Genomic DNA, 15,421 nt, shown 5'->3' with positions numbered 1-15,421 from the left:
TTAAGATACAAGAGTGTTTGATTTAACTTCATCAAGTGAGCCGTCAGTGCCTGACCTCTTGATTACCCTTTGTTTTCTGGACCGATAGCTGCCGCAGGCGCCGAAGCCTGCCTGTATATCGTTGGCTAATTAAATACGCCACTTAACACAATAAACAAGAGAAAGAGAGTTGTCGCTAATGTCTAAAAACACATTTTCAGCCTTGCTAGTAGAGGATAAGGAGTCTCAAGCAAACCTTATAGAACTGGAAAATGTGGATTCTTTGCCGAATCAAGGTGGGGATCTTCTAATTCGTGTTACCCATTCTAGTTTGAATTACAAAGATGGGCTTGCTGTTACAGGTAAAGGCAAAGTGTTGAGGTCGTTTCCTATCGTTCCAGGAATCGATCTGGCTGGTGTAGTTGAAGACGCCGGTGAGAGCACAAAATTCAAAGCGGGTGACCAGGTTTTTGTCACTGGATGGGGTGTGGGTGAGCAGGTTTCCGGTGGTTATGCCGGATTTGCTAAAGTGAAACCTGAATGGGCTGAGTTAATACCTGAAGGACTCAGTGCCATGCATTGCATGGCTTTAGGTACCGCTGGTTTTACGGCCATGCTAGCGACATTGTCGCTTGAAGATCACAATGTACTTCCCGACTCTGGACCAGTATTAGTGACGGGTGCCTCTGGCGGGGTGGGGTCCATCGCCATTTCGTTACTCGCCAAACGCCAGTATAACGTTGTCGCATCGACTGGCAGAATCGAAGAACAGGGAGAGTATCTAAAAAGTCTTGGGGCGTCTGAGATCATTCATAGAGAGGAATTATCGTCGCCAAGTGGCAGACCTCTGGACTCTGAACGTTGGGCTGGTGCGATTGATTCAGTGGGTGGGGAAACCCTCGCCAGTATTCTTCGTCAAACTCAGTATCGGGGCAGTGTAGCCGCCTGCGGTTTAGCCAGTGGGGCCAGTCTGCCGAGTACCGTGCTGCCATTCATACTGCGTGGTGTAAACCTATTAGGCATTGATTCCGTTATGTGTCCGTCTTGGTTGCGTAAAAGAGCGTGGAGTCGGATGTCAGAAGACATCGATCTGAAGACCTTGGAACAACTGATTCAAGTGATTCCGCTTGATGCGGTCCCCGATGCTGCTCAGCAGATTCTTGCCGGAAAAATTCGTGGCAGAATCGTTGTGGATATGAGCTTGTGAATGCGATGATGCTTTCAATAAACGCTTATACCAGAGACCAACAGGCTGCACGGATTCGCCGCCGTTGGTCTTAGTGTTCAGTGACCAGGATGCGAAAGCTCACTAGGCAATGATGTCATTTTCTTATTCAGTTCCAGTGTTGATTATTAAGCTGTGACGCTTCGTTTTTAGCCATAAATGCTTAAATGCATTTAGAGCTATCATCGTCAACAAATTTTAATTTGATAGCGCTACACTTAGCGCTATTAGTCATCTGCAATAAGTCTGTGTTTTGTGCTTAATACAATGGAGGTGTTGATATGCTTAACGAGCAAGCCAGGGCTGTGATCCCTCATCAATTATTGGTATTTAACCTGCTGGTCTTTAACCTGTTGTTGCCGATCGGTTCTTTATTGATGGGATTGGAAACAATATTGTTACCCATTGCCATCGTTTGCTCTTTATCAGTGATTCTGTATATATGGTATCGGTCGAAACACGTTCATCAAACCCCGCTAATCAATGCACACTGGCATATTGTCTGGAAACGCTGTCGTATCGTATTAATTGCTTACTGCATCTCGATTTCGATAGAGCTGCTCAGTACTCTGATGATATCGTTTCAAAAAGATCCGCAATTACGTTCCATCATGATGATTGCCTTTACACGCATTGCGATTGTACCGACTCTATTGGTAGTGACACCATTACTGATTTCGTCGACGATCGCGATGAGCAAAGTGCGGCGTGGGAAGTTGAAAGTAGCGGGGATTACGCCGCAATAAAAAGATAGTTTTAGCGAGAGAATCTTAGGATAGAGCCCTTATAGCTTTCTTCTAAATAGTCAGTGTGTTCAGGCTTTATATAACTACTGGTAAAGCCAAATGCGATCATTTCCCGATCCAGTTTGTTTTTTCGGCCCCTGTCCGGATCGACCAGAATAATGTCACAGTGATGATTCGCATGGTTATTGATGAAGTTGGCCAGCAACAGGACATGCTCATCTTCATAAAGCAGATCGCTACCGATAATTAAATCAAACTTGCCCAAATCACTTTCATCATTTGCCCAGTCCACTTGTTCAAAAGCAATATTCTTCCCACTGTTGAGATCGGTGTTTCGATCAAGAAAATGATTAACTTCAGGGTGGTAGTCAGTCGCGGTGATATCGGCCATGCGTTCATTGAGTAATAAGCTGGATAAGGCCATACCACAACCAATTTCAAGGATACGTTTATTCCTAATATCGTAATCCAGCATATGATTGGCAAGCACAATGCTGGAAGGCCAGACAACACCGAACAGGGGCCAGGTAGCTGAAGAGATACCCATATTATCGGCTTCACCCTCAGGGTCACTAAATTGCTGTTTGTCACGAAGAGTACAAAGGTGAATATCCATGTCACCGACTTCAATTGTCTGGTAACGAACACGAATGGGCTTGGTCATCATTTATCCTGATAAAGCAATGGGAGCTGAGCCAGTTATATGGGATAAATGACAAAACGAGAGTTAGCCAGAATATAGTAATTGTGGATAACTGCAAGTTTCTTATTTTAATTCAGTGATCTAGTCATGATGTTTGTTTTTTGTCAGGGATATTGTGATACATCAATCACTGAGTAGAAATATAAACCGTATAGATAAAAACAAGCCCTATGGCACTTTTCACAGACGTGCATAGGGCTTGTTTTTAAGTATTAATGTTGTGATTCGATGAGATGGGATTCTGCATATTCCAAAGCAAGGTCATAATCAAATTTTGCGCCTGCTTCGATAAGTTGATCTAATTGGGATTTAGCATGTTCTTTGTTGACGTGGTCTGAATCTATTACCGCCAGATAAGCATACGTGCCCGCGACTTCTTCTGGCGAGTCACTGTTCGTTCCACCATGATCGATTAATTGAACAACGTCTTGAATTGACCGAGCTTCCTTAATTTCAGTTGAAATCATTTCAACCTCCTATTTAATTGGCTGGATGTTCAGTGAAACGCGATAGCGTCTTTGAGTCAAGTCGATGCCTTGTTGTTTTACCTATTTTTACAACAGATATTTTTATCAATGCCTGATGATGTAAGCATACAGTGAGAGAAAATGTCCACAATCAGACTGAAGTGAAGTAGAGGTATGTTTTCAATTTCTTGGTGGTTATCTTCGTCATTTGACGATATGGTTTATGCTCTGTGTAAATCTTGAGTGGAAGAACGATTTGATATGTCTTATTTAGATGATCCAAGAGTGTTGTTTGCTGCGGAACGCACATTATTAGCCTGGAACCGCACCAGTCTTGCCATGATTGCCTTTGGCTTTGTTGTCGAGAGAGCAGGGCTGCTACTGGCTGTCATGCAGGGACAGCAAACACCACATACCACTTCATCAACGTTCATTCTGGGGCTGGCATTTATTCTTCTCGGGGCTGTATGTGCGCTTGTTTCCTCCTATCAATACGGGATCGTGCTGAAACAATTAAGCGAATCAGAAATTCCGGAAGGTTATAAAGCACGTTGGGGGATTTTAGCCAATCTTATCGTGGCAGTACTCAGCTTGGCTTTAGCCGTTTCCTTATTTAACGTGGCCGGCTCATGAAACAAGCTGCTTTTTATTGGCCGGGCACAATCCTCGGTCTCCTGTCACTGCTTTTTTTATGTGGCGACCTCAGTGCTGAGAATGACTGTGGTGAACAGGAGACGGTTTCTTTTAGCTGCGATATTAAGTCTAAACAGGTTTCAGTGTGTGTCACTAAACAGGACACATTAGTTTATCGTTATGGCAAACCAAATCAGATTGAGCTGGAACTTCACGCACCAGTGCAATTTAGTTCAACAGCCTATAGTGGTGGTGGCGAAGGACGTTTACGATTCTCAAATGGACGTTATGACTATATTGTCTATTCCGGCATTACCAATGGCGAATGGTTAGATGCTGAGGCGGGTATCAGAGAGAAGGTGGAGTTAGGCGGTATTTATGTGGTGAAAGACCAGCGTCTTCTGGCTGACCTCAAGTGCACTGCTTATTCAGATAAGCATTATATTCATAACTTGCCTGAGCATGAAACAGAGCCCTTTATCTATTACGATTAGTTTTATTTGACCAGTGCGAGTGTGGACCCAGCGTAGTGGCATTAAAAAAGCCCTGCTCAGAGCGAGCAGGGCTTTTTTTATATGGCAGAAAAGTCGTGAGATTAGAGACCGATTTTTTTATGTTCCCCCATCATGTCTGGCTCCACTTTGCCATCGGTGAATAGTTTAAATAGGCCTTTAATGCTTGGATCTGAAATCCAAACTTCCGCATCATCTAATTCAAAACGCATCATAAGTAGAGATGGATCCTCACGTCCTTGGTCATACCAGGATGCGGCCATTTTTGACCAGTATTTATCAATCACCGCTTCATCCGTTTCAGGTTTTAATACGCCACGGATGGATGCAAACACTTTGTTATCTTTACTCACAAAAGTCGCTTTCGCTGGTCCGCCTTCTGCTATTCGATTAGTTTTAGTCGTGTAAAACCAGAACTCACTATCGGCATTTTCATCTAATTGTGCTGTCATGGGTTCACTGTGTTGCAGCGAGTGATCCAGCCCGATCATCAGAAAAGGACTGTCACTCATCGCTTTCCACATGGTTTTTCGAATATCGTTACTCATCTATATCTCCTTGACAGTGGTAAATTCAAATTCAACTAAAGATAGCAATGCACATGTTTGTATAGTGTGAAATGCTTTTTATTCATGTCATTAGATTTTGCACACAGCTTATCTTTAGATGAATCAACGCATTGATCAGTGCGACAACTGACGACGGCGATGATTCCTGATAATCCTTTCACTCTTAAATAAGACATACATTTATAGAAATATAATTTTATGCATGGTCATAATTTTGATTGTTCTGATCGAATAATCTGTTCAGATAATGGGAGGTAATACAAATCCTCAGCAAGTTTTTGACCGTCATTAAGCGTCCATTTTATTAAGTCTCGAACTTTTTCTGTTTTTCTAGGATCGCTGTAGTCTTTACGTATCAAAGCCCATATATATGTCACGATTGGATAGCCATCAGGATCACTAATTGATGAAGCACGTTCCTCAGATTCAGGGTACTGCTCATCATTAAAACTGACTTGACCTGATTTAATGTCAGGCAAAAGAAACTTTCCATGTTTATTCTCTAGTCGTGCCATTTTTAATCCAAGTTGTTTTGCAAAGCCAAACTCAACATAACCAATACTGTTTTTTGTAATAGATAATCGTTGAGACACGCCTTCATTCCCCTTAGTTTTCATCGCCTTTCCCGGCCAGTCTATGACTTTATGGGCACCGAACGTGTTTTTCCATTCTGGGCTGATTGCTGAAAGGTGTTGAGCAAAAGCATAGGTTGTACCGCTGCTATCGGAACGCGTAATGAGTTGAATATGACTTTTCGGCAAACTGATATCAGCATTAGCAGATTGTATTCGAGGGTCATTCCACTGGGTTATTTTCCCAAGGAAAATATCTGTATATACATCTCTTGGTAGGTTTAAAGGTGTATTAACTCCATCAATATTGTATGCAATGCTAATCATGCCAGAGGTGATAATAATCTCTTCATACCCCTCTTTCAGGCGACTGGATTCTGCTGTGTTGATAGGGGCATCTGTTGTTCCGATATCGGCTTCGCCAGTTATGAACTGTTCAATGCCTGCTCCACTACCGATCGAATGATAAGCATATTGGGTGCTTTGATCTCGTATTTTGTATTTCTCTAATACATTCTCAAAAAATGGGCGAGCAAAGGTGGAGCCCGAGATAACAATACTCTTGGCAGCATTATCAGCATTCGTCGTGACCGACGAAGAGGATTCGGAACCACACGCTGTCAAACCGAGTGAAGTGAAGACAATACCGATATAAATACTATTTCTAATAAACGATTTCATGACTATTCCTTTATTTGTGGTGAGCATTTCAATAGCGTTGCTGAGAATTGAGTAGAAGGAATATATATATGTCATGTTACATATATATGAAATTTCATATATTAGTTTGCTCTTAATGTTATACTACAGAAATCATTATATTTATGCGGTTTTATAGTTTTATTTTATGTGTAATATTAATGAAATATATATCAAATATCATATATTTAATCGACCAGCGAAACTGAATAGAAATGCAAAAAATTTGTTTCCAATGCCAAGAAAATCCTGTTTATGCTTATCTGGCTACTTTATTGTTGAATAAAGCAGGCGGAAATGACTTCCGAGGATATTGTCATGACATCACATTAGATACTGAGGTGTCAGAGGCAATAGCTTACTCAAAGCTAATACCTCATCAAACAACACCTATGAGTCTCACCGAACAATACGATTTCTCAATCCAGTTATGTGATAAACAATCTGAGAGTTGTCCTCAGAACGATGGCAGCTCCAAGCAACTGTGCTGGCATCTAGATATTATATCTCTTCCACAAAATATGGCTTCTTGGATTTCTGTCATAAGAGAGCTGAGTAACCGTATTCATTTATTTACCTTAGTTAAGTCCAAACCTGGAATAGAGTAATGAGCCCAATAGATTTTTATAAATGTCTCTCCGATGAAACTCGTTTACGTTGCATTTTATTAATTTACAAACAAGATGAGCTGTGTGTTTGTGAGTTGACTGAGGCGTTAAATGAAATCCAACCTAAAATCTCAAGACATTTAGCTCAACTCAGAAATTGCGGACTTATACAGGATAGACGTCAGGGACAGTGGGTCTTTTATCGTATCAGTACTGACCTTCCTCTCTGGATGGTATCTGTCATTTCAACCACCCAAATACATAATCAGCAACTTATCGATGAGGACGTGCAACGATTACAACAAATGTCTGATCGTCCAGATAATCAAAAAAATTGCTGCGGATAACTTTTAAGAACGTCTTTAAATCATGAATACACATCCTATTACTTTTCTTCCCCTGCCAACCGGCGGGCAATTTATTTTTACGCCATGTCCTGGCACAAAAGAGACTGACATAGAACAGGCTTTAGACGTTTTACATCATGCGGGAGCAACATCTGTCATAACAGCCTTACCCGATCACGAGCTTGCGGATTTAGGTGTGTCTGACCTGGGAATGCTGATCCAGAAGAAGGGGATGCACTGGTTTCAGTTACCCATCGAAGATGATATGTCTCCAGATGCACTTTTCTTAACGAGACTGTCTCAGGTCAAAACTGAGCTACTTAAGCTGTTAAAGAATGCATCGACCATTGCTATTCATTGTCGTGGTGGCTCAGGTAGAACAGGATTGATCGCTGCCATACTTTTACTTGAGATGGGCGTGGAATGGAAAGAGGTTAAGGAGCTTGTCCAGTCTGTAAGACCTCGTGCTTTAACAGTAACGACACATCTGAATTTCTTAGAAACATACTACGCAATTAAGGACTAAACATGACAATCAAAGTAGGTATTAATGGGTTCGGTCGAATCGGTCGCTTAGCGTTACGGGCTGCGTTTGATTGGGATGATATTGAATTTGTTCAGATTAATGATCCTGCTGGAAATGCAGATACATTGGCTCACTTACTCAATTTCGACTCAGTTCAAGGTACTTGGCAGCATGAGGCGATGTCTGATGATAATGTCATTCACATCAATGGTAAACACATCATCTGCAGTCAGAATAAAACTATCGCTGATACTGACTGGTCATCCTGTGATGTTGTGATTGAAGCCAGTGGCAAAATGAAAAGCAAGGCCATCCTTCAAGATTATTTGAAACAAGGCGTAAAACGTGTCGTTGTGACGGCGCCTGTGAAGGAAGAGGGAGTCTTAAATGTTGTGATGGGCGTCAATGATGATTGTTATGACAAAAACCAACATCAAATTGTGACAGCCGCTTCCTGCACAACAAACTCTCTTGCGCCTGTGGTTAAAGTTATTCACGATAAGTTAGGTATTAAACATGGCTCGATAACGACCATCCATAACATTACCAATACCCAGACGATTATTGATGCACCGCATAAGGACTTACGTCGCGCACGGTCATGTGGCACTAGCTTGATTCCAACAACAACAGGTTCAGCAACGGCAATTACTGAAATTTTTCCTGAGTTAAAAGGGCGTCTTAATGGGCATGCTGTTCGGGTGCCGCTAACCAATGCCTCGCTGACAGACTGCGTGTTTGAGGTTGAGCGTGCAACAACAGCTGATGAAGTAAACCGTTTATTAAAAGAAGCGGCTGATGGAGGGTTGAACGGTATTTTAGGTTTTGAACAGCGCCCTTTGGTATCGATAGATTATAAAGGTGACCCGCGTTCAAGTATAGTTGATGCCTTATCCACCATGGTCGTCAATAACACGCAAGTCAAGATTTACGCTTGGTATGACAATGAGTGGGGCTATGCTAACCGTACTGCTGAGTTAGTGCGTTTGGTTGGTCGCCAGGATTCGGAGTAATCATCAATGACAGCCTTGGCTAAGCTATCTGACGAGATTCGCCAGTATCTTATTATCACCACAAACTATTGGGCTTTTACTTTAACTGACGGTGCATTACGCATGTTAGTGGTATTGCATTTTTATAGTTTGGGTTACAGCCCGTTGCAGATCGCCATGCTCTTCTTGTTCTACGAGATTTTTGGGGTGATCACTAATCTCGTTGGAGGCTGGCTCGGCGCGCATATTGGCCTGAATAAAACGATGAATATCGGGCTGCTGCTGCAAGTTGTTGCCTTATCTATGCTACTTGTGCCGAGCGAATGGTTAACTGTTATTTGGGTCATGGCGGCGCAGGCCTTATCCGGTGTTGCCAAAGACTTAAATAAAATGAGTGCCAAAAGTGCCATCAAGTTACTGGTGCCAAAAGAGGAAAATGGTCAGCTCTATAAATGGGTTGCCGCGTTAACTGGGTCAAAAAATGCATTAAAAGGGGTGGGCTTTTTTCTCGGAGGCGGGCTGCTTACGCTGAGTGGGTTTAAAGGGGCGGTCTTAGTGATGGCTCTTGGATTAATGATGGTTTGGATATTTAGTCTGTTCTCTCTTAAACAAGAGCTTGGAAGAGCAAAAAATAAGCCTAAATTTAGTCATGTTTTTTCTAAAAGCCAGTCAGTTAACGTGCTTTCTGCCGCCAGAATGTTTTTGTTTGGCTCACGGGATGTCTGGTTTGTTGTGGCCTTACCCGTTTATTTATCAACCAGTTTTGGTTGGGATCACTGGTATGTAGGGGGCTTTTTGGCTTTGTGGGTGATAGGTTACGGGGCGGTACAAGGTTTTACCCCTAGATTAACTACCCGCTCTAAAAATAGACTTCCTGATGGCAAAGATGCCTTATTTTGGGCACTCGCCTTAAGTTTGATTCCAGTATTGATTGCAGTTGCATTGGCCTATAGCTGGCATAAAGAGCTGGTACTGATCGTGGGGCTGATGATCTTTGGTGTTTTATTTGCGATTAATTCAGCTTTGCATAGTTATCTGATTGTTAGTTATGCCGGTGAAGATGGTGTATCACTTGATGTCGGCTTTTATTACATGGCAAATGCCATGGGAAGGCTGATTGGTACCGTGCTTTCAGGCTGGCTCTATCAGTCTTATGGTTTAGGGTTTTGTTTATGGATGTCTGCTTTATTTATCGTCATAACAGCCGTGATATCGCTGTATTTACCTAAACATAAACGAGCAAGTGCCAGTATTTAAAATCAGAGAACGCATATCAGAATGTAGAAGTGTCATCGGGTAAGGATTAAAAAGGACTTTTATTTTAGAATGTCGTTTTATAGACGCTCAAGCTTATCTCTTCACATAGAAAAGACAGTTTCTCTCCTATAGTTAGCCAGCGAACTATTTGATGACTTTGTTATCAAACTGATCATCTGGACAACAAAGGAGGAAGTATATGAATGATTTATTCAGTCCTGTGAAGATGGGCTCAGTGGAACTCAAAAACGGCATTTTTATGGCCTCACTGACACGAAACAGAGCCCATGATGATACGGATATCCCCAATGATCTTGCCATCGAATACTACTCACAACGTGCCAGTGCCGGTCTTATCATTGCTGAAGGTACTCAGATCAGCAAAATGGGCAAAGGTTATATCAGAACCCCCGGTATTTACTCTGATGAACAAGTGGTGAAATGGAAAGAAATCACCGATGCTGTGCATAACAAAGGTGGAAAAATCTTCTTGCAACTCTGGCATGTTGGCCGAATCAGTTATCACTCTGTTCTGCCAGAAGGTGAGAAGCCGCTTGCTCCTTCAGCGATTCGTGCTGAAGCACAAACCTTTGTAGACGGCCAAATGGTCGATGTCTCAGAGCCACGTGCGATGACAACTGATGACATTAACAATCTGATTGAAGAATACAAAACAGCTGCACGTAATGCCGACAAAGCCGGTTTTGATGGTGTCGAAATTCACTCCGCCAATGGTTATTTATTAAACCAGTTCATTTGTGATGGCAGTAATCATCGCACTGATAATTACGGTGGTTCAGTTGAAAATCGTATCCGCCTGGTCAATGAAGTGGTCGAAGCCGTGCTTGAAGTGATGGATGCTGGCCGGGTAGGCATACGACTCTCTCCGACCGGTACCTTTAATGATGTTAGTGATAGCGATCCGCTGACGACCTACACGGCACTTATCAAACAACTTAACCAATACAAACTGGCCTATGTTCACATCGTTGAACGCTTTCCAGGCATCGATGTCAGCAATAAAGATCTACACATCGTTGATCAGCTTATCCAACAATGGCAGGGTTTTTACATTGCCAATGGTGACTACAATCTGCTTACGGCACAGGATGCAGTGAAAAGCCAACGTGCTGATGCGGTAGCGTTTGGTCGTCAATATATTGCTAACCCGGATCTGGTGGAACGCCTCAAAGCCGGCGCTGCACTGAACACGCCTGATCAAAATACTTTCTATGGTGGTGGTGCTGAAGGCTACACCGATTATCCATTTCTGGAGGATGCTCGTTAATTTTCAATCTGCAATCAACGCGAATTTTCTTACTATCAAAGAGGATAAAATATGACTCAAGCAGAATTGAAAACAACCGCTATTTCTCGTCAAACAATTGATACCTATAACCCTGCCACAGAAGAGGTGTATAAAACCTACTATCTGCATACCAAGCAGGAAGCAGAAGCGTTAATTGATAATTCTCATAAAGCCTTTCAGCGCTGGAGAAACACATCACTTGAAGAGCGTGCCAGCATTATCAAAAAAATCGCTGAATTGCTCCGTCGTGATAAAGCTAAATTAGCTCAAATGATGGCTAAACAAATGGGTAAACCCTTAGCACTAGGCGAAGGCGAAGCCGAGCAGTGTGCTGCTATCTGTGAATATACCGCTGAGCATGGCATTGACGCTCTGGCTGATGAAGAGCGTGACATCGCTGTGGGTAAGAAAGGCATTATTACCTATCAGCCTGAAGGCGTGATCTTAGGGATGCAGCCTTGGAATTTCCCGCTTTATCAATGTATTCGCTACAGCATTGCGGTGATTATGGCCGGTAATACGACAGTGTTTAAGCATGATGAGTCCTGCTTTGAAACAGCAGAGGCCATTCAGAAGATTTATGAAGAAGCGGGTTTACCCAAGGGTGTATTTAGCTGCCTATTTGTTGATGGTGAAACGGCAGATGAATTGATTGCTCATCCTCATATTCGGGGTGTGACGTTTACAGGTAGTGCTCGTATCGGTCGACTGATTGCCAAAATTTCTGGCGAGCATCTGAAGAAAAATGTATTAGAACTAGGTGGCAGTGATGCCTACATTGTTCTGCGAGATGCCGATATCGATCTGGCGGTCAAAACCTGTGTTCAGGGCCGTGTCATGAATAGTGGTCAAACCTGTATTGCAGCGAAACGGTTTATTATTGAAGCGCCTGTTTATGAAGAGTTCAGAGATAAATATGTTGCTGCGATGAAGCAGGTGACTTTCGGTGATCCCACCGACAGTCAGAATGATATGGGACCATTGGCACGTGTTGATCTGCGTGACAAGCTGCATCAGCAGGTTCAGGAGTCGGTGATGAAAGGGGCCACATGCTTATGTGGTGGTGAAGTACCTGATCAAAAAGGTGCCTATTACCCAGCCACGGTATTGGAAAACATCCAAGCTGGCAGTCCGGCGTACGACGATGAGTTATTTGGCCCGGTGGCTGCGTTATTCAAAGTCGCTGATGAAGCTGAAGCCATTGAGCTTGCTAATGACCACCGATATGGCCTTGGTGGCGGCATTTTCTCTAAAGATGAGGAGCGTGCTATTCGTATTGCCCGTGAACAACTCGATACGGGCATGGTGAACATTAATGGTTACGCTGGTCCTCAAGCCAATATGCCCTTCGGCGGTGTAAAAGAAAGTGGTTATGGTCGTGAGCATGGTGGCTTTGGTATAAAAGAATTTGTGAATGCTAAATCGTTATTTGTTGCATAAACCACTGACTGCATTACATTGAAAGGAATGAATCCCGGACCAGCTTGCTGGTCCGGGATTTTTTTATCACACGATGTTGTTTGAGTTAATGCACAGTGGCTGGCGAACCCACCTCTGATTTTGCTGGTTTTTGAATTAACAGCACCATCGGTAACATGGCAAATGCGGCCAGTCCCGACAGAATAAAGGCATCCTGAAACGCTAACATTGAGGCTTGAGCCATGACTTCATTCGCTAAAACCTTGGCCCCCATCCCAGTGTCAGGAGACAAGCCTAAAGGTGCTAAATACTGAGAGACAGCTGGATTAAAAGGCGTAATCTGCTCTGTCAGAATGGCATAGTGAAGATTGGTTCTGCGAGCAAGTTGCCAGCCAATAATGGCGATACCGACTGATGAACCAAGCGAACGCATCACACTGTATATGCCAGAAGCTTCATCTTGTTTTTCTGAGGAAATATTCTGGAAAGCCAGTGTCGACATAGGCACGAAAAACAGTCCCATACCTAACCCTGATATAACTCCAGGCCAAGCAAGCTGCCAAAAACTCACGTCCAGATTTAAGTTGGCCAGCATGACATTCCCTGTACCCGTGAGAATTAAACCGATGGCTAATAACATCCGTGGATCAAACCGGTTTACTAGAAATGAGCCGGTCACCACCATAGAAAAACCAGCCGCAATACCACGTGGAATAAATAATTGGCCTGATTCCAATACAGGATAATCCAATAGTCCTTGAACAAATAAAGGCAAAATAGCAATGGCCCCAAACATGGAGACACCAAAACCAACGATGGCGACATTGCCCGCGGCAAAGCTTCTATCTTTCAGTAGTGAAAAATCGATGATATTCAGCTTACGCCCCATGCCACGCACAAAGAAAATAAAGCCGGTGACAGCAGAGATAATGGCGGTCACCTGAATCAGATGAGAATCAAACCAGTCATGACTTTCCCCCAAATCCAGCGTCATTTGTAATGCACCAATAGCGGTAACCATGAGTAACAGCCCTACCCAGTCGATATCGACATGCTGGGTCTCTTCTTTTTTCAGCTCGCCACTCACCATTAGCAAAGCGATAAAGGCGATTGGCATATTGACGTAAAACACGGCACGCCAAGAAAAGTGCTCAGTTAAAATCGCACCAATGGTGGGGCCGAGTACCGGTGCTACGATGACCCCCAACCCAAAAATGGCCATAGCTTGTCCACGCTTTTCTCTTGGAAAGCTGGTAAACAAAATCGCCTGTGATAACGGGATCAGAAAAGCCCCAAAAAAGCCCTGGCCTAAGCGAAAAAATACCAGCATTTCGAAGTTTTGAGCCATGCCTCCCAATGCTGAGAAAAACGCAAAGCCAACAATAGCGGTGATAATTAAACGACGGCGACCAAATTTACGTGATAGCAAGCCCGTCAGAGGCATGACGGCAATGGAAGCGACGATGTAACTGGTGACAATCCACACTGTTTGATCGCTGGTAATGCCAAATGCAGCTTTGATATGAGGTAAAGCCACATTGACGATGGTGGTATCAAGCACTTCGAGTACCGCCGTGAGCACCACCGCAAATACGATTAACCAGTGAACAGGCTGTTTTTCTGCCTCAGTCATTGGCTTTATCTAAATTCGTGGTATCCACTGTGGCCGTAACACTGGCGCCGGCTCGCAAACGTTGTTGTTGGTCTGGCGAAGGCTGGTAGTCTAGATGAATCCGTACTGGAAAGCGCTGAGTAACATGCACCCAGTTTCCGGTAGCATTTTCAGGAGGGAGCAAAGAAAAAATAGCGCCTGAGCCCATGCCCAAACTGGCAACTTTGCCGGTTAATTTCAGATCAGGGTACATATCAACTTCAATGCTGGCGGGCTGACCTGGCTGAATGCGAGAGAGGGCGGTTTCTTTAAAATTGGCAGTGACCCACCAATCATTTTTTTCAACAAGGGAAAATAGTGACTGACCTGCTGTAATGACATCACCCGGGCGCAGAGTCAGGTTAGCAATCCAGCCGTCAGCCGGGGCATAGATGATGGCATGACTGAGTGCAATCTGTGCACGTTTTAATGTGGCACGAGCAGCACGCACCGCCGGGTCTTCATCGGTTTTCCCACCAAGCTGTGTCTGAGCAGTATTTAACGCTGCTCTGGCACTGTCTCTGTCGGCTTTGATTTTATCGAGATTAGCTTGGGTTTTATCTAAGGTGGATTTAGAAATAATCCGGCGTTCATACAAGGTTTGCTGACGTTCAAATTCGAGTTCTGCATCACGTAATGTGGCCTGTACAGCATTGAGATTGGCGATAGCTTCGCTGACATCTGAACCGGCCATCATGTGTTTTTGGATCGTTTTTTCCAGCTCTGAGGTGGCCTCATCAACAGCACTCTGTAAATCACTGTCATCAATTTTAAGAAGCACATCACCAGCTTTAACGTAGGCATTTTCAGTAGCATTAAGCTCAGTCACCCGACCAGACTCTTGTGAGGATACAGTTAATATATTCGCTTCGACATAGGCATCGTCGGTAGAAGGATAGGTTTTCTGATGCTGCCACCACAGGCCAAGTCCAACAATAATCCCTACAAGGCAGATACTCAGTAAGCCTAACTTAGCCCATTTCATGCGGTGTCCTTTTTATTTTTCTATCTGCTATGAGGTCAACAGGGACTTAGTATAGTGAATGGTGTGAGCTTAACCAGTCCTGAACACTTGTTTGTTTTAACAAAAAATATGGATGAAAACCTATTTAGGCAAATAAATTTTGCTAAGGGAATATGGCGCCCATCACATATTTCTCATGAATCTGTGTTTTAACCGATAACTTAAGGTGTATAGTCAAATCCT

The 15,421-nt window shown here is 43.4% G+C and carries 17 protein-coding genes; 11 read left to right on the top strand and 6 right to left on the bottom strand.

Annotated features, from left to right (window positions below):
• Positions 1-178 precede the first annotated feature (178 nt).
• Together B2248_RS09025 and B2248_RS09020 are read left to right on the top strand one after the other, a co-directional pair.
• Entirely contained in the window at positions 179-1,186 is a 1,008-nt protein-coding gene (locus tag B2248_RS09025; protein WP_273181279.1) for an MDR family oxidoreductase, read from the top strand.
• 299 nt (positions 1,187-1,485) lie between these two features.
• Positions 1,486-1,950, top strand: a complete 465-nt coding sequence (locus tag B2248_RS09020; protein WP_007146434.1) for a hypothetical protein — start codon at positions 1,486-1,488, stop codon at positions 1,948-1,950.
• Between the two features lie 10 nt (positions 1,951-1,960).
• Here B2248_RS09020 and B2248_RS09015 read toward each other — a convergent pair whose 3' ends face one another.
• Both B2248_RS09015 and B2248_RS09010 read right to left on the bottom strand, forming a co-directional pair.
• Positions 1,961-2,614 (bottom strand): class I SAM-dependent methyltransferase, encoded by a 654-nt coding sequence (locus B2248_RS09015; RefSeq protein WP_007146433.1) that lies wholly within the window; start codon positions 2,612-2,614, stop codon positions 1,961-1,963.
• Between the two features lie 251 nt (positions 2,615-2,865).
• Positions 2,866-3,120: a hypothetical protein gene (locus B2248_RS09010; RefSeq protein ID WP_007146432.1), complete on the bottom strand. Its 255-nt coding sequence runs from the start codon at positions 3,118-3,120 to the stop codon at positions 2,866-2,868.
• A gap of 261 nt (positions 3,121-3,381) precedes the next feature.
• Between B2248_RS09010 and B2248_RS09005 the strand changes: the two genes are divergently transcribed.
• Both B2248_RS09005 and B2248_RS09000 read left to right on the top strand, forming a co-directional pair.
• A complete protein-coding gene (locus B2248_RS09005; protein ID WP_273181276.1) occupies positions 3,382-3,753 on the top strand; it encodes a YidH family protein in 372 nt (123 codons plus the stop codon).
• A complete protein-coding gene (locus B2248_RS09000; RefSeq protein WP_007146430.1) occupies positions 3,750-4,247 on the top strand; it encodes a hypothetical protein in 498 nt (165 codons plus the stop codon). Before B2248_RS09005 ends, B2248_RS09000 begins: the two co-directional genes overlap by 4 nt.
• Positions 4,248-4,348: 101 nt before the next feature.
• Here B2248_RS09000 and B2248_RS08995 read toward each other — a convergent pair whose 3' ends face one another.
• Together B2248_RS08995 and pstS are read right to left on the bottom strand one after the other, a co-directional pair.
• Entirely contained in the window at positions 4,349-4,813 is a 465-nt protein-coding gene (locus B2248_RS08995) for a pyridoxamine 5'-phosphate oxidase family protein (protein ID WP_007146429.1), read from the bottom strand.
• A 227-nt stretch (positions 4,814-5,040) separates the two neighbouring features.
• Complete coding sequence (pstS, locus tag B2248_RS08990; RefSeq protein WP_286722853.1) at positions 5,041-6,114, bottom strand: phosphate ABC transporter substrate-binding protein PstS; 1,074 nt, start codon at positions 6,112-6,114, stop codon at positions 5,041-5,043.
• A gap of 206 nt (positions 6,115-6,320) precedes the next feature.
• Between pstS and B2248_RS08985 the strand changes: the two genes are divergently transcribed.
• The 7 genes from B2248_RS08985 to B2248_RS08955 all read left to right on the top strand — a co-directional run bounded on the left by B2248_RS08985 (position 6,321) and on the right by B2248_RS08955 (position 12,584).
• The gene (locus B2248_RS08985) at positions 6,321-6,713 is read left to right on the top strand and encodes a hypothetical protein (RefSeq protein ID WP_007146427.1); all 393 of its coding nucleotides are present in this window, start codon (positions 6,321-6,323) and stop codon (positions 6,711-6,713) included.
• The gene (locus B2248_RS08980) at positions 6,713-7,060 is read left to right on the top strand and encodes a metalloregulator ArsR/SmtB family transcription factor (RefSeq protein ID WP_040576597.1); all 348 of its coding nucleotides are present in this window, start codon (positions 6,713-6,715) and stop codon (positions 7,058-7,060) included. Before B2248_RS08985 ends, B2248_RS08980 begins: the two co-directional genes overlap by 1 nt.
• 22 nt (positions 7,061-7,082) lie before the next feature.
• Entirely contained in the window at positions 7,083-7,586 is a 504-nt protein-coding gene (locus B2248_RS08975; protein WP_007146425.1) for a tyrosine-protein phosphatase, read from the top strand.
• A gap of 2 nt (positions 7,587-7,588) precedes the next feature.
• Positions 7,589-8,599 (top strand): ArsJ-associated glyceraldehyde-3-phosphate dehydrogenase, encoded by a 1,011-nt coding sequence (locus B2248_RS08970; protein ID WP_007146424.1) that lies wholly within the window; start codon positions 7,589-7,591, stop codon positions 8,597-8,599.
• Between the two features lie 6 nt (positions 8,600-8,605).
• On the top strand, positions 8,606-9,835 hold the full coding sequence (gene arsJ / locus B2248_RS08965) for an organoarsenical effux MFS transporter ArsJ (RefSeq protein ID WP_007146423.1): 1,230 nt from the start codon (positions 8,606-8,608) through the stop codon (positions 9,833-9,835).
• Between the two features lie 199 nt (positions 9,836-10,034).
• Complete coding sequence (locus B2248_RS08960; protein WP_273181274.1) at positions 10,035-11,123, top strand: alkene reductase; 1,089 nt, start codon at positions 10,035-10,037, stop codon at positions 11,121-11,123.
• Positions 11,124-11,174: 51 nt separating this feature from the next.
• Positions 11,175-12,584, top strand: a complete 1,410-nt coding sequence (locus tag B2248_RS08955) for an NAD-dependent succinate-semialdehyde dehydrogenase (RefSeq protein WP_273181272.1) — start codon at positions 11,175-11,177, stop codon at positions 12,582-12,584.
• A gap of 85 nt (positions 12,585-12,669) precedes the next feature.
• On the opposite strand, the gene B2248_RS08950 is transcribed toward B2248_RS08955, so the two are convergent.
• Positions 12,670-14,196 carry a DHA2 family efflux MFS transporter permease subunit gene (locus tag B2248_RS08950; protein WP_007146420.1) on the bottom strand — a complete coding sequence of 509 codons (1,527 nt, stop codon included), beginning with the start codon at positions 14,194-14,196 and terminating at the stop codon, positions 12,670-12,672.
• A complete protein-coding gene (locus B2248_RS08945) occupies positions 14,189-15,199 on the bottom strand; it encodes an HlyD family secretion protein (RefSeq protein ID WP_007146419.1) in 1,011 nt (336 codons plus the stop codon). Before B2248_RS08945 ends, B2248_RS08950 begins: the two co-directional genes overlap by 8 nt.
• Positions 15,200-15,421: the final 222 nt, after the last annotated feature.

This window comes from Methylophaga sp. UBA2012, from assembly GCF_002335235.1.
Taxonomy (GTDB): Bacteria; Pseudomonadota; Gammaproteobacteria; order Nitrosococcales; family Methylophagaceae; genus Methylophaga; species Methylophaga thalassica.
Note: the sequence above shows the minus strand (reverse complement) of the source record. Positions and strands in the feature narration are given on the sequence as shown.